Annotated in this window: 16 protein-coding genes and 1 pseudogene; 8 read left to right on the forward strand and 9 right to left on the reverse strand. The window is 67.5% G+C overall.

Annotated elements, in window-relative coordinates; all coding sequences use genetic code 11:
• Positions 1–130: 130 nt before the first annotated feature.
• A pseudogene (locus D9T14_RS14415) lies at positions 131–580 on the forward strand (NAD(P)-binding protein); the annotation flags it as partial.
• Here D9T14_RS14415 and D9T14_RS14085 read toward each other — a convergent pair.
• Positions 539–712: a hypothetical protein gene (locus tag D9T14_RS14085; protein ID WP_232012512.1), complete on the reverse strand. Its 174-nt coding sequence runs from the start codon at positions 710–712 to the stop codon at positions 539–541. The pseudogene D9T14_RS14415 and the gene D9T14_RS14085 sit on opposite strands and share 42 nt — an antisense overlap.
• 402 nt (positions 713–1,114) lie before the next feature.
• Here D9T14_RS14085 and D9T14_RS14090 point away from each other — a divergent pair, with 402 nt between their 5' ends.
• A complete protein-coding gene (locus tag D9T14_RS14090; RefSeq protein ID WP_232012511.1) occupies positions 1,115–1,309 on the forward strand; it encodes an ATP-binding protein in 195 nt (64 codons plus the stop codon).
• Positions 1,310–1,450: 141 nt separating this feature from the next.
• The gene (locus D9T14_RS02690) at positions 1,451–2,137 is read left to right on the forward strand and encodes a TetR/AcrR family transcriptional regulator (protein WP_119160623.1); all 687 of its coding nucleotides are present in this window, start codon (positions 1,451–1,453) and stop codon (positions 2,135–2,137) included.
• Here D9T14_RS02690 and D9T14_RS02695 read toward each other — a convergent pair.
• From D9T14_RS02695 to D9T14_RS02730, 8 genes are all read right to left on the reverse strand, one after another.
• Positions 2,067–3,788, reverse strand: a complete 1,722-nt coding sequence (locus D9T14_RS02695; protein ID WP_170175701.1) for an AMP-binding protein — start codon at positions 3,786–3,788, stop codon at positions 2,067–2,069. The genes D9T14_RS02690 and D9T14_RS02695 overlap by 71 nt on opposite strands.
• A gap of 78 nt (positions 3,789–3,866) precedes the next feature.
• Positions 3,867–5,018 carry an acyl-CoA dehydrogenase family protein gene (locus D9T14_RS02700; protein WP_119160625.1) on the reverse strand — a complete coding sequence of 384 codons (1,152 nt, stop codon included), beginning with the start codon at positions 5,016–5,018 and terminating at the stop codon, positions 3,867–3,869.
• 38 nt (positions 5,019–5,056) lie between these two features.
• On the reverse strand, positions 5,057–6,466 hold the full coding sequence (locus D9T14_RS02705; protein ID WP_119160626.1) for an MFS transporter: 1,410 nt from the start codon (positions 6,464–6,466) through the stop codon (positions 5,057–5,059).
• 286 nt (positions 6,467–6,752) lie between these two features.
• Entirely contained in the window at positions 6,753–7,982 is a 1,230-nt protein-coding gene (locus D9T14_RS02710) for a CaiB/BaiF CoA transferase family protein (RefSeq protein ID WP_119160627.1), read from the reverse strand.
• A 30-nt stretch (positions 7,983–8,012) separates the two neighbouring features.
• Positions 8,013–9,194 (reverse strand): acyl-CoA dehydrogenase family protein, encoded by a 1,182-nt coding sequence (locus D9T14_RS02715; protein ID WP_119160628.1) that lies wholly within the window; start codon positions 9,192–9,194, stop codon positions 8,013–8,015.
• Between the two features lie 191 nt (positions 9,195–9,385).
• On the reverse strand, positions 9,386–10,078 hold the full coding sequence (locus D9T14_RS02720) for a TetR/AcrR family transcriptional regulator (protein ID WP_170175700.1): 693 nt from the start codon (positions 10,076–10,078) through the stop codon (positions 9,386–9,388).
• Positions 10,075–12,321: a YhgE/Pip family protein gene (locus tag D9T14_RS02725; RefSeq protein WP_119160630.1), complete on the reverse strand. Its 2,247-nt coding sequence runs from the start codon at positions 12,319–12,321 to the stop codon at positions 10,075–10,077. Before D9T14_RS02725 ends, D9T14_RS02720 begins: the two co-directional genes overlap by 4 nt.
• Positions 12,318–15,080, reverse strand: coding sequence for an MMPL family transporter (locus tag D9T14_RS02730; protein ID WP_119160631.1), 2,763 nt, complete (start codon positions 15,078–15,080; stop codon positions 12,318–12,320). The genes D9T14_RS02725 and D9T14_RS02730 overlap by 4 nt, the downstream gene beginning before the upstream one ends.
• 309 nt (positions 15,081–15,389) lie before the next feature.
• On the opposite strand from D9T14_RS02730, the gene mihF reads away from it, so the two are divergent.
• The 5 genes from mihF to D9T14_RS02755 all read left to right on the forward strand — a co-directional run bounded on the left by mihF (position 15,390) and on the right by D9T14_RS02755 (position 20,260).
• Positions 15,390–15,701, forward strand: coding sequence for an integration host factor, actinobacterial type (gene mihF, locus D9T14_RS02735; RefSeq protein ID WP_119160632.1), 312 nt, complete (start codon positions 15,390–15,392; stop codon positions 15,699–15,701).
• Positions 15,702–15,704: 3 nt separating this feature from the next.
• Complete coding sequence (gene gmk / locus D9T14_RS02740) at positions 15,705–16,322, forward strand: guanylate kinase (RefSeq protein ID WP_119160633.1); 618 nt, start codon at positions 15,705–15,707, stop codon at positions 16,320–16,322.
• Between the two features lie 124 nt (positions 16,323–16,446).
• Positions 16,447–16,812: a DNA-directed RNA polymerase subunit omega gene (rpoZ, locus tag D9T14_RS02745; RefSeq protein WP_119160634.1), complete on the forward strand. Its 366-nt coding sequence runs from the start codon at positions 16,447–16,449 to the stop codon at positions 16,810–16,812.
• 114 nt (positions 16,813–16,926) lie between these two features.
• On the forward strand, positions 16,927–18,117 hold the full coding sequence (metK, locus tag D9T14_RS02750) for a methionine adenosyltransferase (RefSeq protein WP_119160635.1): 1,191 nt from the start codon (positions 16,927–16,929) through the stop codon (positions 18,115–18,117).
• A gap of 106 nt (positions 18,118–18,223) precedes the next feature.
• Positions 18,224–20,260, forward strand: a complete 2,037-nt coding sequence (locus tag D9T14_RS02755) for a primosomal protein N' (protein WP_170175699.1) — start codon at positions 18,224–18,226, stop codon at positions 20,258–20,260.
• Positions 20,261–20,281: the final 21 nt, after the last annotated feature.

Below are 20,281 nucleotides of genomic sequence, written 5' to 3' on the forward strand. Positions count from 1 at the left end.
ATCCCGTTTGATGAGGATCCAACGACCAGGAGGAGCCTTGGCTTCTCTGGTGCAGGAAGGGATCCAACGTCGGTTCCCGATCGGGCCGGGTGCAGAGGCGCCTTCGATCGTCCTGTGAAGGGAGGGGCGCATGACTCATCGCGGTTCCCTGCCTCGTGACGCCCAGGGCGTTGAGTATCAGATCCCCGGTTTCGCCGAACTCACGCCACCATGCGTTCACGCCTGCGGCGCACATGAACCGGTACGGGAGTGGGTGCTGGCCCTGCGACGCGACGACGAGGAGGCGATACACCGGGCGTGGACCGCCATCGTCGCGGCCAATCCTCTCCCGGCGACAATGGGACGCATCTGTTACGCCGATTGTGAACGCAACTGCAATCGTGATGCGCTTGATGGCGCAGTGTCGATCCGTGAGCTGGAGGGTCGCGTGGGGGATTACGCTCTGGCCCGTGGCTGGGCGCTTCCCCCGGTTCCATGGCCTGCCGGCGCCCGTCGTTCGGCCCGGGTGACGGTCGTCGGGTCGGGGCCCTGCGGGCTGTCAGCTGCCAGTCGGCTTGCTCGTGCTGGGCATCAGGTCGTGCTGTGGGAGGCGTACGGCGAACTGGGCGGCCTGCTGCGACGGAGCATCAGCGAGGAACGGCTGCCACGCGTTGTCCTCGACGGCGAGATCGCCCGCATCGTGGCTCTCGGCGTCGATGTCCGGTCCGGACAATCAGTGCGCCACCTCGAGGACGTCCTGCCCCCTGCGGACGGGGTGATCTGGGCCACGGGTGCGTCCATGTGCATGGCGCTGGTAGTCGGCCGCACCTTGTGGCGCCAGCCTGTGCACACGAAGACCCGGCCGCGTCGCACGGCTTCCTTGTCGATAGGACGGGGGCTTCGGGCCGCTGAGGCGCTCGACGCCTACCTCGCCGGTGCCATGGCCCCTTCTGCGGGCCTTCCACCGGTGAGCGATGTGCAGCATATGAATACCGGTTATTTCGAGGGGCATGGCCCCGTGCTTCCGAGCGGACAAGCAGCAGGAGGCTCCGCAGGACGTCGATCGGGGGACCCGACGACGGTACTGGCCGGGGTCTGCACCGAGGCCGGCCGGTGCATGTCATGCGGCAGCTGCATGGGCTGCGATCTGTGCCACGATGTGTGCCCCTTCTACGCCATCAACCTACTCGACGGGGGCGGCTACGAGGTCGTGGCGCAGGACTGCGAGAGCTGCGGCATCTGCGTGGACGAGTGCCCGACCGGGACACTCAGGATGCCGTCGCCGGATGTCGCCGTTGCCCCGTGGGTGGTCCCACGAGAGCTTGCGTGAGTCGGGCGACAGACGAGGAGGGGGCGTGGTGCCTCATTGTCGAGTCCCCGCGTGGTGGGGCGTGTGCCATCCGGCCGCGACTGTGTATGGTTGGGGCGCCCCGACGTCAATATATCCCTGATCATCAGAGAGAAAGGCCCTATGTCAACCTCAACCAGCGGTCGCAAGCTCCGCCGAGATCCTGATCTGACCAAACGGGAAATCCTTGACGCAGCGGCCGAAGAGTTCGCCCGGCACGGTCCCAACGATGCTCGCACCGACGACATCGCGGAACGGACGAACACATCCAAACGGATGATCTACTACTACTTCGAATCCAAGGAGGCGCTCTACTCGAGGGTGCTGCTGGAGAACTACATGGGCATCCGGTCCTTGGAGACCGCTCTCGATCTGGCCGAGCTGTCCCCGGTCGAAGGCCTGGTCCGCCTGATCCGCGCCACCCTTGATTTCTATGAGGAGAATCAGAATCTGGTGCGCATCGTTGCCTTGGAGAACCTGCTCAAGGGAGGCAGCGTCGCGGCTCAGATCCCCGATTTCCAAAAGCTGAACGCGAGCGCGCCCAAAATCCTCGCAGAGCTCTTGGAGCGTGGTCGCGCCGATGGCGTCTTCCGCTCCGGGGAAGGTGCGCCTGATGCCCTGGACGTGCACCAGGTGCTGTCTGCTCTCGTGCTGAACCGCGTCGAACATCGAGCGACCTTCAGAACCGCTTTCGGACGTGACATGCTCGACGGTCAGGACCGTGGTCATGTCAGGGCGCTCATCGAGGAGACGGTGCTGCGCCTGGTGCTGGCCGACCCCGAGGTGTACTTCGCAGAACTGAGGCATTGAGCTTGGCCGGTTGGTCAGGGTCGGGCATCTGATCTGAGTGCTCTACCTCGAGCATTGCCTCGATGCGCTCACGCAGCACCCGTTTGGACACCTTCCCCGAGCTGGTGGTGGGGAGCTCGTCAAGGTACTCGACCCGCTCGGGGATCTTGAACTTGGCCATACCGCGGGAAACGAAATAGTCGTTCAGATCCGCCACACTGAGCTTCGGCAGCTTGTCGCGGGACACGAGGAAGGCGCATGCCCGCTGGCCCATGACTCTGTCGGGCATCGCCACCACGGCCGCTGCCAAGACAGCCGGGTGGCACATCAGTGCACGTTCCACCTCGGCCGCACTGATGTTCTCCCCGCCGCGGTTGATGACATCCTTGCACCGGCCGGTGACCCGGATGTACCCGTCGTCGTCCATGATCGCCAGGTCTCCGCTGTAATACCAACCCGCCTTGTCGACCGCGGCGGCCGTCAGTTCCGGATGACCCATATAGCCGCAGAACACGGCCGGTCCCCGGGAGGCCTCCTCCCCCTCCACCCCAGCGGGAACAGGCTTGTGAGTCAGCCGGTCGACGATGCGGATCTCGGTGCCCGGGCAGGCCCTGCCGTCGGTACTGAGCACCCGTTCGTCGCTGTCGTGGAAGGTCGTCATGGTGTGCGGTGCGGATTCGGTGGCGCCGTAGACCGAGTAGACGCGAATGCCCAGACTCCGGGCTCGTTCCAGCAGGCGGCGCGGTACCGGTGAACCTCCGCAGCACAGGAATCGAATTCTCGCCAGCCCGGTTCCCAGTTCCTCGCAGGTGCACAGCATGGAGTCGATCACGGCCGGTACCGACATGCCGCAGGTTGCTCCGTAGCGGCTGGCAAATTCCGCCATCTCCGGGCCCTTGGTACTGTCGCACAGCAATGAAGTGCCCCGAGTGAGCACCGGCATCACGACTCCGTGCATGAATCCGGTCGCGTGTCCCACCGGTGCGGGCATCAGCATCCGGTCCTCGGGGCCCAACCGCAGCGCATAGGAGAAACTGATCTCTGAGGCGATCAGATTGTTGTGGCTCAGCATGACCCCCTTGGGTTCGGACTCACTACCAGAGGTGAACAGAACGGCGGCGAGATCCTCGCCGTGGGACAACAGCCAGTCCTCCTGTGCCACCGGTTGCGTGTTCTTCACAGCGGACGAGAAACTACTGTCGTTGTCTGGTGCGTCACGCACGAAGAGGATCTTCTGTAGACCGGCCACCTGTTCGAGCAGATCGTCACCCAGCGCGTGGTAATCAGTTGACCGGAAGGCCGCCGGCATGAGCATGATGGTCGTCCCGCAGGTGTTCACTGCGTGGCGCAATTCGCTGGAGCGTAAGTTGGCCGAGAGCGGGTTGATCACCGCCCCGGCTTTCATGATGCCGATGAAGATCGGCAGGAACTCGGCCCAGTTGGGCAGCTGAACGGCGACGACTGCACCTGGGCGCACGCCTGCCCCGACGAGCCATCCTGCGAACCGCGACGAGAGCTCATCCGCCTCTGCATAGGTGAAACGGGTGCCGTTTCGGTCGATCACAGCGGGCGCGTCGGGAGAGGCGAGCACCGCGAGGTTCCACCAGTCAAGCAAGCAGTGCTCACCCCACCAGCCGCGCGCGCGGAAGTCTGCCCGCAGAGCTGCTGGCATGGCGACGAAACCTGGTTCATGAGGCCTTGGTGTTCTTGATGACATGGTGTTTCCCCTCCCCAGGTCCGGCTGCGCGCGTCAGAGCTTGTTGGCGTATTCCTTCTTGAGCTGACGCGCGATCACCACGGACTGGATCTGGTTGGTGCCTTCCATGATCTGGAAGACCTTGGCGTCGCGCATGAGCTTCTCCACCGGGTACTCCTTCGTGAAGCCGTTGCCGCCCAGCACCTGAACGGCATCAGAGACCACTTCCTGCTGCAGGTCCGTCACGAACTGCTTGGTGATCGCGCCATCCTTCTGTACGTCCAGTCCAAGGTCGACACGGCGCATCGTCTGTTGTACCAGAGCCCGGCATGCCACGGTCTTCGCCGACATGCGCGCCAGGATGTCCTGAACCATCTGGAACTCGAAGATCGGACGGCCGAACTGCTCGCGTTGCAATGCGTAAACGGTGGCCTCGTCGAGTGCCCGCTGCATCATGCCGACAGCGATGGTGGCCATGAAGGCGCGAGAAACGTCCAGCCCTGACATCGCGATCTTGAAGCCGTCTCCCTCCTTGCCCACCAAGTGGTCGGCCGGCACACGGACGTCGTTGAGGATGAGGTCGCAGGTGTTCGAGGTGCGTAGGCCCATCTTGTCCTCATGCTCGCCATGACTCAGTCCCTCGCGGCTGGCCTCCACGAGGAAGGTGGATATGCCATGGTGCCCGGCGTCGGGGTCGGTCTTGGCCGAGATGAGATAGATGTCGGCGATGCCGCCATTGGTGATCCAGCACTTCTGTCCATTGAGCACGTAGTCGTCGCCATCGCGTACGGCCCGAGTGCGGATGGCGGCCGCGTCGGAACCAGCACTGGGTTCGCTGATCGCGAAGCAGCCCAGGCCTCCGTTGGTGATGGTGTCGGCGAACAGCTGCGCCTGCTCCTTGGTTCCGGCGAGCATGACGTTGCGGAAGGCCACGAAGGTCGAGACCAATGTGATGGCATAGCCGGCGTCGACCTTGCCGAGTTCCTCGAAGACCATCGCCCCGGTCTGGAAATCGATGCCGGCGCCGCCGTATTCCTCAGGCAGCTCAAGCATGTGCAGGCCCAACTCGAAGGCGGACTGGAAATCGGCCAGTTCGCACTGCGAATCGCGATCGCGCTGTGCGACGTGGGGAGCGACCTCGCTCCAGACGAACTCCTTGACGGAGTCAAGTAGCAGTTGCTGTTCATCGGTGAGTGTCTGATTCATGATGGCCTTTCTTGTTCTTGATGTGACGAATGATCGGTTTACGTGCGGTCAACGTGGACTGGCTGGCCAGCGCCGCGCCGCCAGATATGGAAACCGGAAAGATTCCTGGCTCGCTGTAGCGCGTACTCGTGCTCGTCAAGAGGAGTCGCTTCCTCCTGCCCCAACTGCGGACCGGGGATTCGTGAGGTCTCGGGGGACAGGGCCGCCGCGAGCGCGGCGAGTCCGGTGATGCCCAGCGTCATACTCCCGACGATGAGCACGATCGCCACTTGTCGTGTGCCCGGCGGGCACAGTCCCGCGAAGACCATCGCCATGAGTGAGGAGGCGGCAGTTCCGATGTTCTGCCCGATTGCCATGCCCGTGACCCGGGTGGATGCGTGGAACAACTCGGGGAAGAAGGCCGGGAAAACAGCGTTGTAGCCCTGGTAGAGGGTGCCCCACATGAGCAGTGCGAAGAAGATCGTCAGCCACCAGATGCCGTTGGTGATGGCCCACAGGTAGAGGAAGGAGAAGGCTCCGGAGCTGAGCGCCCCGCCGATGATCAGGGGGCGTCGTCCCAGACGATCGGACAGGCGTGCCGCCACGGGGATCACGAGCACAGCCATGCAGTTGCCGAGTACGGGAACCCACAGGTAGACCGATGCCGACCAACCGATGCCGTAGGCCTGCTGGGTGGCCAGCGAGGCCCCGAAGACTGTTGCCGTCACGGGCACGATATTGGTCAATGACATCGTGAAGACACGGAGCACGGTCCCAGGGCTCTGACGCAGGACGCGGCGAATTGGTGGCACGTCGGGCGCATCACTGGGTTTTGATTCCACGGTACGCAGGCGCACCGCGAAACCCACCATGATGAGCAGGGCGCTGAGGAGGAAGGGCAGACGCCAGCCCCAGGCCAGGAAGGCATCGGTGGGGAGGAGGGCGGACAGGGGGATGAATGCCAGGGCGCCGAAGATCTGGCCGAGTTGGGCGCCCTGGAGGGTCACCGAGGCGTGCAGGCCACGAATACCGATGGGGGTCTGCTCGATGATCAGCGTGGAGGAGCCGGAGATCTCCCCGGCGACGGCGAAGCCCTGAATGAGCCGGCACGTCACCAGGAGCAGCGGGGCCGCGATACCGATTCGCTCATAGCCGGGCAACAGCCCCACGGCGAAGGTGGAGATGCCCATCAGCGCCATGGTGAGGATCAGGGTGAAGCGGCGGCCCACGCGATCACCGAGTCCCCCCAGGACGAAGGCGCCGATGGGCCGGGCCACGTAACCGACGCCGAAGGTCCCGAGTGAGGCGATGATCGCCTGCGCGGGATCGGTCGATGGGAAGAAGAGTTCAGGGAAGACGATCGCGGCTGCCTGGGTGTAGATGAAGAAATCGTAGAACTCAAGCGCCGAACCGATGGCTCCGGAGCGAGCAGCGGTGCGGCCCGGTTCTGGGCCATGATTCTTCTTCATGAGGTCAGACTCTCCCGAGTGAGGCATTCGTGCCGTCCTCCCTGTGTCTCCGAAATCGAATGAAATGGGTGGCTCGAAAGATGAGGCCCATTCGCAAGACCTTACTCAGAAGCGCTACCCCCTGTCATGCCAGCATCCGCCGGTGCTGTGGAATGAGCCTCGCCCACTGCTCGCCGGCTGACGCCGGACTGGTGGCGCTGAGCCGATGGCTGGTCCGTGGGTGCGTGGCGGGCGCATGAGAACCCGATACCGGCTGCCGGCGACCGGCAGCCGGTACCTCCGGGGCTCAGGCGCGTGGTGCGGAGGCCGTGACGCCTTGGGAAGCGAGAATCTCCTTGATCTGCTGGTCGCCGTACCCGAGCTCTGCGAGCACGGCTTCGGAGTCAGAGCCCTGGGCTCGGGTGAGTCTGAGTTCAGGATCTCCCTGTGATGTGAAGCGCACGGGATTGGTCGGAATCATCCGCTCATTCCCGCTGGGGCAGGTCACCTTGCGCAACACGTCATTGGCCCAGGCCTGTTCATCGGCATAGATATCGGTGGGTAACTGGCAGGCCTCGATCGGTACATCATTCGCCAGCATCAATTCCAGCCAGTAGGCGCGATCCTTCGTGCTGAACGCCTCATCCAGAATGTCAACCACTTCGCTGTTGAGCTTGTTGGCGTTGAGCTCGTCACAGATGTTGTAGCGAGCGTTCCCCACCAAGTCTTCGCGGCCGATGAGTCTCATGAGCTTGTCGAAGTCGCGATCGTATTCCGGGGCGCACAGCGTCATGAGCAGGCCGTCGCCGGCGGCATAGGTGTTGTTGAATGGATTGATCACCTCGCGGCGATCCTTCGGGTATTCATTGCCGTACTGGGCCGAGATCATCGCCGTATTGAGCATGAACGCGCCCGAATGGAACAGCGATGTTGTCACGTAGTCGCCTTGGCCTGTCTGCTCACGGCCCAGCAGTGCCGCGAGGATTCCCGCCGCCAGCACGAAGGAGATCTGGAAATCACCGTAACCATTGGGTGGAATCATCGGCTGGCTTCCTCGGTTCACCGTGGTGCCGAGGACGCCACCGCGTGACATGCATGCGGTCATGTCGAAGCCGGGCGCATCCTTGAGCGGTCCTTTTGCGCCGTAGCCGAGCACTTGGGCCATCACGAGACGAGGGAACTTGGCGTGCAGGCTGTCGAAATCGTAGCCGAGTTTCACCAGTGACTTGACACGAGTGGACGTGAGGAACACATCGGCGCCCGAGAGGAGACGGTCCATCACCTCACGACCCGTGTCCTTGCGAAGATCCACCGTGATGAAGCGCTTGTTCATGTTGGACATGTCGAAGCCGAGGTTCTCGTCATCGGTGTACGGCGTGCCGAAGACGGCGCCCTGCGTGCGACCGGGGTCGCCAGCAGGTGACTCGACCTTGATCACGTCGGCGCCCCATTCGCCAAGTATGCGAGCCACGGTAGGGGCTGCCAGGAAGGCTGTCATGTCGACGATCCTGATCCCGCTGAGCGGATTGGTGCCCATATCACTGCCCTTTCAAACAGGTCATTGCAGTCACGAGTTCCAGAGGTCTCCGCCGGTGTCGATCAGACCGCGGGCGGCGGTGGTGCGCTGCACGGTGGGCGGGCCCTCCTCCAGCCACATGGCACGGCAGTCGCGGTAGAGCCGTTCGGCAGGTCCGTACTCGCATTCCTCGAAGTAACCGATGCCACCCAGGATCTCGAGCATGTTATCGGACACCACCTTGACGCCATCGATCGATGCGAGCTTGCACAAGGACGCCTGGGTCATCGGGTCCTCACCCTTGTCGTAACGAGCGGCGGTGTCGTGGATCATCGACCGCAGCATGTAGACCCACTTGCCCGACTCGGCGATCATGGTCTGGATCGCCTGGCGTTGCACCAAGGGCTTGCCGAAGGTGACGCGTTCCTTGGCACGGGCAATCGAGATCTCGAGCATGCGCTGAGCCATGCCGAGGTTGGAGTCGGCGATGTGCACGCGCGACAGGCCCAGGGAGTACATGGCGACATGAAGACCCTCGCCGACCTCACCGAGGCGGTATGTGTCAGGCACTCGGCAGTCCGTGAAGCGCAGGCCTGCGTGGCCGGCCCCGCGGCAACCCATCATGTGCGGCATGTCGACGACCTCATAGCCTGGCGTGTCGAAGGGCACGAAGAAGGCGGTGAGTCTCTTGTCCTTCGCCGCATCAGGATCAGTCAGCGTGATGAGGTAGGTGCCGTCGGAGCAGTCGGTGTGGCTGATGAGGGTCTTCTCACCGTTGATGACCCACTCATTCCCATCACGCTTGGCGCTGGTCTTGATGTCCGCACCCGACCCGGCCTCCTTCTCGGTCAGAGCGAAGTTGACGAACAGCGTCTTGTCCTGGAAGCGGGGCATGGCCCATTCCTTGAGCTCGGGCTGTGCGAAGTCGTCCATGATGCGCCAGTTGAGGCCTGCCGCATGGTGCAGGTGCATGCGCATACCACCCGGGCCGCGAGAGAACTCTTCCTGGACCTTCATGATCTGGAGCGTCGACATGCCCCAGCCGCCGTATTTCTCGGGCAGGTAGAAGCGGTACAGGTTGTGTTCCTTGGCAAGCTCGAAGAATTCGTCGGGGAACTTGTTCGTCACCTCGATCTCGAGTTGCATCTCGTCGAACGGCCCCTGTGCGAGCTCCCGGATCTCCATGAGGTACTGCTGGAACTCTTCCTCGTTCCGTGGCTTCTCAGTAAGCATTGGCATCTCCTTCGATGACCGAATCTGGTGTGACACCCGTTGTCAACGCCCGTTCACTGGTTCGCAACGCTGCGAACTATCCGGGTAGAACAAATACTAGTGGTCTCGCCCCGCTCTGTCAGGGGACCATGGTCCCAGGAGCTGCGAGGAGGAGGATGACGAGAGAGTTCGCCGTGCGCGCGAGCCTGGGCTCAGGACGTCTTCAACCGTTCGGCCAGCGCGGCCAAGGACGCATCGGGGACGAACTCGGGAAGAACCTCGTGGGCGATCTGCTGGGCCTCGCCGTCGGCCAGGCCGAGCAGGCGCAGGGCACCGGCCGCCAGGGCGTCGATCTGCTCGTCGATGTCCTCGCCCGGTTCCAGCAGGAGGTAGGCGACCACACCGAGCAGCGAACCCCCGATCGCCGAGTAGGCGACGTCGGCGTTCGGCAGGCTGAAACGGCCCGCACGGATGCCCTTCTCTATCAGGCGTACCGAGGCCTGACGGAGGGAGCCGTTGAACTGCAGCGTGGCCGCACCCGCCTGGGTGACGAGTGAGGCGAAGCCGGGCGCGATCTCGGCGACCCGGCCGATGATGCGGAAGCCGATCGAGACCGCTCGGGCCGTGTCCTCGACACCTCTGACCAGCCTGTCCAGGCTCAGGCTGAAACCATCCATCGCCTCGGCGAAGGCCTCGGAGAACAACTGCTCCTTCGTCGCGAAATGGTTGTAGAACGATCCGAAGCCCACATCCGCGCGTTCGGTGATCGCCGCTATCGAGGTGTCGGTGCGGCCCTCGGCGATCAGCTGCTGGGCGGCCTGGATGAGGGCGGCCCGGGTCGCCGCCCTGCGCCGGCCATGGCGTCCTGCATGACCGGCCTTCTCGGCTGCCTTGATGATGTTCATCGCGTCCATTGTCCCGCACCGCCAGTCCGGGGGATGAGCCGGTCTGGCACGAGGGTCGTCGTCCGGGCCCTGCCGGTCAGCCCGATGAGGAGGATCACCGCCGCGGCCCACCAGGTGATGAGCGCGGCCGCCATGGAGAGCAGGCCAGCGCTCGTGGGCACCGCCATGGCGCGGACGAGACCCACCGCGGGGCTGGTGGGCAGGAACGAGGCGACCGACTGCAGCCAGGCCGGCTGAGCCGACCAGACACCCCCGGCGACCGCCAGGACGAGCACGGCGAGCGCCACGACCCGGCCACCGATGCGGTGCAGGGCCCCCAGGGACTGGTTGATCGCCAGGAAGACGAGTTCGATGCCGAAGGAAGCCGCCCCGATCGCGAGGAACGCCCCGAATCCTGGTCGCAGCGTGATGCTCGCGATGGTGCTGACGACCAGGCCACAGCCGGCGGAGAACAGCAGTGTCGGACCGAGCGAGCGCAACGCAAGCTGCCAGGTGGGCAGGTTCGACACGAAAGCGGTCCGGGTGATCGCCGGGCTGCTCGTGCTGAAGGCGATGGCGGCCACCCACAGGGCGAGGACGCCGAACAGAGCGACGGCCGAACGGGTGTAGGAGCCCAGGCCGCTGGTCGCCGAGACGAGGGGAGTGGTGACCACGTCGGAGATCTGCTCGCGCTGGTCGGCGGTGTAGCTCGGCACCTGGTCGGCGGCGGTGCGCAGGCTGCTCGCGAGCGTGCCGGAGCCGTTCCTGAGCTGGCTGGTGCCCTGGTGCAGGGCCGCGGCTCCGTCGGCGAGGCTGTGCGCCCCGTCGCTGGCCGACTCGGCGCCGGTGGTGAGCCGATTGGCGCCGTCGGAGGCCGAGGCGATCGCATCGGCGAGGGCCTGCGAGGACGAGGCCAGGGAGCCCGTGGCGCTGGACAGGGCGTCCGCGCTGGAGGCCACCTGCTGGGCGCCGGACTGGAGATCCGTGGCGCCGGTGACCAGATCGCTCGCCCCGGTGGCGGCCTGCTGGGCTCCGGCGGCGAGCGAGGCGGCGCCGGCCGAGATCTGTCCCGCCCCGGTGGCGGCCGTGCTGATGCCGCCGGCCAGGCCCGCGGCATTGTCGTTGAGTGCCGAGGCGCCGGACGCGACCTGGGTGGCGCCCTGCTGGAGCGTGCCCAGCTGGGTGCCCAGCTCGCCCAGGGCGCTCGCCGCGCTCTGGCAGTTCTCGGCGCTCTGCGCGCAGGCGACCGACAGCTGCTGCAGCTGGGCCGCCAGGGCATCGACACCGGCGCTCACGCTGTTCGCGCCGTCGGCGAGTGCCTGGGTCTGGGTGGGCAGGTCAGCGGTCTGCTGCTGGGCGCTCGACAGGGCCTCGGACAGTTGCGAGGCGCTGCCGGACAACGCACTCGCGCCGTCGCTGATGCTCTGCTCGGCGCCGGCCAGCTGGTTGGCGCCGCCGACGATCTGCTCCGTGCCGTCTGACACCTGGTGCGCCCCGTCGGCCAGCTGCGCGGCCCCGTCGGCGAGCTCCCGGCTCTGCGCGGGCAGCCCTGCGGTCTGAGTCCTCAGCTCACCCAGTCCGGTGGCGAGATTGCGCTGACCGGTGGCCAGCGTGTCCATGCCGGTGGCGAGGTCGCCGGCGCCGGTGTCCAGCTGGGCCGCGCCGTCATCGGCGCGCCCCAACGACTCGGCGAGCGTGTCGGCGCCCTCGGATGCCTCCGCCAGACCGTCGTGCACGGTGCCCATGCTCGTCAGCACGGTGTCGACATAGGTCTGGGTGATCTGCTGGCCCAGCGAGCGCTCGGCGGCCGCGGCCAGGGCGGCGCCGACCCGGGCGTCGAGGAGCGGGGAGTCATCGGCCGTGGTGATCGTCACGGACGCCTGCGAGACGTCCTCGGCGTCCGTGTCGGCGACCGAGGTGGCCCTGGCCGAGAAGTCCGAGGGTATCTCCACGACCACCGTGTACTCGCCGTCACCCAGGCCCGCGGCTGCATCACTGGTCGTGGTGAGAACCCAGTCGTAGTCGTCGGAGCCCGAGTTGACGAGTTCCTTGACCAGCTGGCGGCCCATCGGGCGGATCTGCCCGTCGATGGTGACCGGGTTGTCGTTGTTCACGACCGCCGCCCTCACCTGATCCAGCCGGGAGTCGGGGTCGTGGAAGGCGAGGACGAGCAGCCCCATGAGCAGGGCCGGCACGCACAGCAGCGCCGTCCAGGTGCGCCAGGAAGTGCGGCCGCGTAGCTGTCCGATCATCCGTTTCTTCATCGGGAGGCCTCCTCGAGAATGGTGCTGAGCGGGGCGGACTGCCCGTCCGCCCTCTGGGGATCGTCCGGGACGAACCGTGCCGGGGCCGGGGGCTCCATCGCGATCCGGAGGGGCGCGGTGCCGTCCGGCAGGACGTGAGCGACGGCGTCGGGGCTCGTGCCGGTCAGCAGGACGCAGCCGCCCGCGGCCGCCAGTCGACCGATGAGATCCCGGACCTCGGCCGTGCGGTTCGTGCCGATGACGGCGTCCGCGTCGTCGACCGCGGCCAGCGCCACGTGGCGGTGCAGGCCCTCGGCGAGGACTCCGATGACGTCCCTGCCACCGGAGGTGAGCACGCTGCGGGAGCGGACCGCGGCATTGCGTTCGGGCAGCAGGTAGCCGGCGACGCGGGCGTCGCCGTCGAAACCGGTCAGGCGCCCGGTGAGCCCGAGCAGCAGTTCGGACTTGCCCGAGCCCTCCGGCCCGGTGAGAACGGCGATCTGTCCGGGACGCAGGTCGAGGTCCACCGGACGGTTGAGGGCTGCACCGTCGCGGTCGCGAACGATCATGTCCTTCGTCGCGACGACCTCGCGGCCGTCGGCCGGCCAGCCCTCCAGTGAGAGCTGGCGGGTCAGGGAGGCGCCCTCGACGTCGAACCGCGGGAGCACCCTGGCCAGCCGCTCGGGCATCGTCCAGGCGCGGTGCCCGAGCAGTCTGAGGACCGCCGGCACCAGGGTCATGCGCACGCAGAAGGCGTCGACGAAGACGCCCACCGTCAAGGCCGTGGCGATCGGCTTGATGATGCCCGAGCTGCCCTCGGGAATGAACATCGCGAAGACGCTCAGCATGATGAGCGCAGCGGTGGTGACCACCGGTGCCGCCTTGCAGAAGCCCTCATGAATCGCCTGCACCGGGTCGCCGCTGTGCGCGTACTCCTCGGCGGTGCGCGAGACGAGGAAGACCTCGTAGTCCATGGCCAGGCCGAACAGGACACCCATGACGATGATCGGCAGGAAGCAGATGAGCGAGCCGGTGAAATCGGCGCCGAGCAGCCGGGCCAGGTGCCCGTCGACGAAGATGCTCGTCGTCACGCCGAAGGACGCCAGGATCGACAGCAGATAGCCGACGGTCGCCTTGATCGGCACGGCGATCGAGCCGAAGACCATGACGAGCAGGACCAGGGACAGACCCACGACGAAGACGCCGTAGGGCACCAGGGCGTGTGTCAGCTTCGCCGAGACGTCGACGGCGACGGCCGTGATGCCGGTCACCGCGAAGTCCCGGAGACCGTACCTCTCGGCCATGGCGGGCCCCTGCGCACGCAACGCCTGTACGAGCTCTGCCGTCGCGGCCGAGTCCGGTGAGCCAGTGGGGATGACCTGGACGATGCCGTAGCTGCCGGACTCGTTCGGGGTGGCCATGGCGATGCGCTGGACCCCCTCGACCGTGGCCAGATCCTCGCCGAGATCGGTCATGGCCTGGACCGGGTCGGTGCTGTCGAGGACGTTCACCACGACGATGAGCGGCCCGTTGTAGCCCGGCCCGAACTTCTCGCTCACCGTGTCGTAGGTGGTGCGCACCTCGCTGCCCGGCTTGGCGGCGCTCTCCATCGGCAGCGACAGGCGCAGCCCCCTGGCCGGGAGCGCGAGGACGGTCACAGCGGCGATGACGAGGACGACGGTGACGAGCGGGCGTACCGTGACGACGCGCACCCAGTGCCCGAAGAACGTGTCGCCGCCGGCGCGATGGCGCCCGGGGCGCGGCGTGATACGGGTCCCGAAGAAGCCCAGCGTGGCCGGCAGCAGCGTCATGGCCACGCACACCGCCGTGCCGACACCGAACGCCGAGGCGACGCCCATGATCGTCAGGAAGGGGATCCGCGCGACGAACAGCCCCACCAGCGCGATGATCACCGTCACGCCGGCGAAGACCACGGCGGTGCCGGCCGTCGCGATGGAACGGGCGACGGCCTCCTCGGGCTCAAGCCCCTGGGCGAGGTTGTCCCGGTAGCGGGAGATGATGAACAGCGAGTAGTCGATACCGACTGCCAGGCCGATCATCACCGACAGCAGCACGGTGGTGCTCATGATCGTCATGAACCCGGTGGCGGCGTAGACGAGTGACTCGGTGATCGCCACGCCGACCAGCGCCATGACGATCGGTACGAAGGCGGCCAGGACGTTGCGCAGGAAGACGGCGAGGAAGACCAGGGCCAGTACGACACCGATCGCCTCGACGACCGAGATGGTCGGGATCACGTTGTCGAAGGCGGTGCCCCCGACGTCCACCCGGGCGCCATCGCCGAGCCGGGACTGCAGTTCGTCGGCCGCCTGCCGCACCGAGTCCAGGGTCTGCTCGGTGAGCTCGTTGCGCTGCCCGTCGAACTGGATGGTGATGATCGCCGCCGTGTCGTCCGCGGAGATCGCGCCGCTCACCAGCGGGGAGAACGGCGAGGCGACCGTTGTCACCTGGCCGAGCGCGTCGATCTGGTCGACGGTCGCCCCGATCGCGTCCCGTTCCGGCTGCGAACGCACCGAGGCCCCGTCCGGTACGACCACCACGATCATGCCGGAGGCGCCCGAGACCTGCGGGAAGACCCGGCTCAGCGTGTCCAGGGCGCTCTGCGAGGAGGCGCCGGGGATGCGCACCGTGTCGTCGGTGCCCTTCGACAGGGCGCCCATGAGGGTGAAGCCGGCGACGAGGACCAGCAGCCAGGCAAGAACGACGATCCGGCGTCGGCGGAAGGCCGCCCGGCCGAGGCGGTACAGGTGGGAGGACATGATGCTCGCCCCTCGCTGTGATGACTACATCGAAACTGATGAAAACATCATTTACGTTGAAACGATCAGAGTCAACCCCGGAGAAGAGCGTGTCAGAGGTTGACGAAGGCTCGTTCGACTCTCAGGGAAGGATCAGGAATACCCCGGAGAACAGCTCTCAGGGGTGCATAAGGGGCCGATTTCTTGAAAAGTTACCGATAAATCGGCGAACAACTAGGGATGAAGGCCCGGAAACAGCCGCCCGGGCGGTACCTTGTACCCAAGGCCGGGCAACAGGGTCCCGGACATGTCTTGATTGGGAGAGGATCCATGGCCATTCCGACTCTTTCACCCGAGCAGCTCCAATCCGCTCGTTCAGCCGCGACGAAGGCCCGCCGGGCCCGCGCTGACTTCAAGGACAAGGTGCGCAAGGGTGAACTCACCCTGAGTCAGGCACTCGACGAGGCGGCCAAGGATGACGTACTCGCGCACGTCAAGGTCGTAGACCTGCTCAAGGCGCTCCCGCGCGTCGGGGAGAAGCGCGCGGCCGCCATCATGGAACGCTTCGACATCGCCCCCAACCGTCGCCTGCGCGGGCTCGGGCGTCACCAGGTCGCCGGGCTCAAGAAGGAGTTCCACTGACCCATGGGCGAGACGCGACCGGCCGTCCGCTGTGACAGCTCCGACGCGCAGGGCGGCAGTATCGGCGCGTCGAGGCCCGGTGTCTTCGTGATCTCAGGTCCCACTGCCGTGGGCAAGGGCACGGTCTGCAACCGGCTGAAGGTGCTCTACCCGGAGATCTTCGTGTCCGTCTCGGCGACCACACGCCCCCCGCGTCCCGGTGAGCTCGACGGCGTCGCCTACTGGTTCGTCACCAATGACGAGTTCGACCGGATGATCGCCGACGACGGACTCCTCGAATGGGCCATCGTGCACGGAGCCCACCGCTACGGCACCCCCAGACGCCCGGTCGAGGAGGCGGTGGCAGCCGGCAGGACGGTCATCCTCGAGATCGACCTGCAGGGCGCCCGCCAGGTGCGCACCACCTGCCCGCAGGCCACCCACATCTTCCTGGCGCCACCCAGCTGGGACGAACTCGTGCGGCGCCTGCAGGCCCGCGGCACGGAGACCTCCGAGCAGCAGGAGCGCAGACTGCGGACCGCGGCCCGCGAGCTCGAGGCCACCTCCGAGTTCGACGAGATCGTCGTCAATGGAGAGCTCGATCCGACCGTGCACAAGCTGGTAGAGTTGATGCGATTGTGAGCCTGCCGCTCGCAACGAAGCCATTCTCGCGGCCCGGCGTTCCGCCGGGCCGCAGGACACCCGGGCGCCCACGCGTCCGCCACGACACAGACCTCCCCACGGGGGATGAGACGAGGATTGCACTTTGACCAGCATGACGCCTGAGGGCTCGACCGCACCGTCCGTCGACGACCTGCTCGAGCACGTCGACTCGAAGTATCGTCTCGTGCTCGTCGCCGCCAAGCGCGCGCGTCAGATCAATGCCTACTACTCCCAGCTCGGTGAGGGCCTGCTCGAGAACGTCGGACCGCTCGTCGACACCGGCCCCCAGGAGAAACCGCTGTCCATCGCCATGCGCGAGATCGACGCGGGTGTCCTCGAGTACACCGAGATCGATGCGGCCGCCGAGGCCGCCGCGCGTGCCGAGGCCGCCAAGGACCCGGACTTCGACTTCGGTGATCCGCTGGCCGACCTCGATGCCCTGGCCGATCCGGGCAGTGACCTGGCCTGAACCAGTCAGCTGCCGTTCGTGCTCCCCGGGCACGATCGGCCTCGTCCAGTGGCCCCGGGCAGCTGCCGGGGTCTTGTGTCCGGCTCTTCGTCGGACGGAAAGCAGACAGCACCCATGAGCAGCTTGTTCACCTCGGAATCAGTCACCGAAGGACACCCCGACAAGGTCGCCGATGCCATCGCGGACGCGGTCGTCGACGACATGATGAGGCAGGACCCCGCCTCGCACACCGCGATCGAGGTCCTCATCAGCAACGGCGTCGCCATCGTCGCCGGTGAGGCCACCACCGAGTCGTACGTCGACATCGCCGATGTCGCCCGCGCCTGCATGCTCGACATCGGCTACGACTCCTTCGACAAGGGCCTGGACGGTGCCACGTGCGGTGTCATGGTCGCCCTCAACAACCAGTCGCCCGACATCGCCGGCGGTGTCGCGAACTCCTGGGAGATGCGCTCCGGCTCGGCAGTCGACGAGGCCGACCAGCAGGGCGCAGGCGACCAGGGCCTCATGTTCGGTTACGCCTGCACCGAGACGCCCGAGCTGATGCCGATGCCGATCCACATGGCCCACCGGCTGTCCGAGCGGCTCTCGGAGGTCCGCCGCAGCGGCGTCCTGGACCACCTCGGCCCCGACGGCAAGACCCAGGTCACCATCGACTACGACGGCATCACCCCGGCCGCCGTCACGAACATCGTCGTCTCCACCCAGCACGCCGAGGGCGTCGACCTCGACACCGTGCTGGCCCCCGAGATCCGCCGCGAGGTCATCGCCCCCGTGCTCGCCGAGTACGAGGTCGTCGCCGATGCCGTGCAGGTGCTCGTCAACCCGTCGGGACGCTTCGTCATCGGCGGCCCCCAGGGCGACGCCGGGGTCACCGGCCGCAAGATCATCGTCGACACCTATGGCGGCATGGCCCGCCACGGCGGCGGCGCCTTCAGCGGCAAGGACCCCTCCAAGGTCGACCGCTCGGCGGCCTACGCCCTGCGCTGGGTCGCCAAGAACATCGTGGCGGCCGGCCTGGCCACCCGCTGCGAGGTCCAGGTGAGTTATGCCATCGGCCGTGCCCACCCGACCAGCCTCCACGTCGACTCCTTCGGCACCGGCGCCGTCCCCGACACCCAGCTCGTCGACGCCGTCCAGCAGGTCTTCGACCTGCGACCGAGCTCGATCATCCGCGATCTGGACCTGCTGCGCCCGATCTACTCGCGGTTCACCAACCATGGCCACTTCGGCCGCGAGATTCCCGAGGCGGCCTGGGAGCGCACCGACCGGACCGACGCCCTGGCGGCCGCCGTCCGAGGCTGAGCAGAGCCCCCTGCGGGGACCTCCCGGGTCCGTGCGCCACCGGGTGCGCAGGTGACCCCGTCACGGGGCGGTGAAAACGTCGGCGGTTCCTCCTAGGATCGACACCATGACGACCACCGACGCGCTCATCACGGCATCGGCGCCAGAACCGAGCCCGGTGCCGGCCCGCCGCATCGCGCGCGTCGCCCTCGACGTCCACCTGCCCCACCTCGACCGCTTCTTCGACTACTCGGTGCCCGAGGCCATGGCCGGTGAGGCCGTGGTCGGTGCCCGGGTCAGGGCGCGTTTCGCCGGCCGGACGGTCGACGGGTTCATCGTCGAGCTGCCCCAGGACTCCGAGGTGGAGAAACTGACGCCCCTGTCGAAGGTGGTCTCCACCGAACCAGTGCTGGACGCCCACCAGGTCAGGCTCATCCGGGTCGTCGCCGACCACTACGCCGGCACCTTCGCCGATGTCATGCGCCTGGCCGTGCCGCCCCGTCACGCGGCCACCGAGGCCGCCGAGCAGCACCCCTGGCCCCGGCCCGAGCCGGCGCACGTTCCCGCCGGGGCGCTCGACGAGGCGCCAGGCGGCCCCCGCTTCCTCGACGGCCTGCGCCAGGGCCGGCACCTGCGGGCGCACTGGCAGGTGCCGCCGCGGTTCGTCACCGACCGGTCGGGCGCCTGCGACTGGCGCCGCGGCCTCGTGCAGGCCTGCGCGGCCACCCTCGAGGGCGGTCACAGCGCCCTGGTCCTCGTGCCCGACGTGCGCGACGTGCGGCGGGTGCGCGAGGCCCTCACCGGCTGCCTCGGCGAGGGCTGCGTCGCCGAGCTGCACTCCGAGCTCGGCCCTGCCGCCCGCTACCGCAACTACCTGGCGGCCAGCCGGGGCGTGGCCAGGGTCCTCGTCGGGACGCGGGGTGCCGCCTACGCGCCCCTGCACGACCTGGGCCTCATCTGCCTCTGGGACGACGGCGACGACCTGCACGCCGAGCCCCGCGCCCCCTACCCGCACGCCCGCGACATCGCCGCCCTGCGGGCTTCCACCCAGCCCTGCGCCCTGCTCCTGGCCTCCCACGCGCGATCCAGTGAGGTCGAACGCTGGGTCGAGTCCGGGTGGCTGGCGGCCCTGGCCAGCCCGCCCGGTGTCGTGCGGCGCGGCTGCGCGCTGGTGCGGGTGGCGGCCGACTCCGACGAGGCGCTGCGGCGCGATCCGCTGGCCGGCGCGGTGCGCATCCCGCGGCGCGCCTTCGAGACGATCAGGGCCGGCCTGGCCTCGGGCCCGGTCCTCGTCCAGGTGCCACGCTCGGGCTACCTCGAGGCACTGTCCTGCGGGGACTGCCGCACCCCGGTCAGGTGCCGCACCTGCAACGGCCCGGTACGGGCCGACCGCCTGCCCGACGGCGGCCGCAGGCTCTCGTGCCGCTGGTGCGGGCGCGTCATGGCGTCCTGGCAGTGCCCCCGGTGCGGCTCGGCCCGACTGAGGGCCCCGATGGTGGGCTCGCGGCGCACCGCCGAGGAACTCGGCAGGGCCTTCCCGGGGGTCGTGCTCGTCGACAGCTCGGGGCAGAACCCGCGCGAGAGCGTCGGGGACACACCCGCGCTGGTCGTGGCCACCCCCGGCGCTGAGCCATTCCCATCGGCCGGGTACTCAGCAGCCGTCCTGCTCGACGCCGCACTGCTGCTCGGCCGGGCCGATCTGAGGGCGGGCGAGGAGGCGCTGCGGCGCTGGCTCGCCGCCGTCGCCCTCGTCCGGCCCGCGTCCGAGGGCGGCTCGGTGTGTCTCGTCGGGCCGGCCGGGGACGCCTCGGTGCAGGCCCTCGTCCGGCTCGACCCGGCCGGCTTCGCGGCCCGCGAGCTGGCCCAGCGGGCCGAGGCCGGTTTCCCGCCGGCCGTGGCCATGTGCGCCGTCGAGGGCGCCGAGAGGACCGTCACCGGCTTCGCCCGGCTCGCCGACTGGCCGGAGCAGGCCGAGGTGCTCGGCAGGGCCCAGCTCCCACCCGACGAACCGGACGCCGAGCCCGTCTGGCGGCTGCTCGTGAGGGCGCCCCGCGCCGCGGGCGGGGCACTGGCCGGTTCCGCCAAGAAGGCCCTCGCGGTGCGCAGCGCGCGCAAGGAACCCGGGGCGGTGCGGGTGCGCATCGACCCGGTCGAGCTGTCCTGAGCGGCGCGGCGCGTCCCCGGC

This window comes from Propionibacterium australiense, assembly GCF_003666605.1.
Classification (GTDB): Bacteria; Actinomycetota; Actinomycetes; order Propionibacteriales; family Propionibacteriaceae; genus Propionibacterium; species Propionibacterium australiense.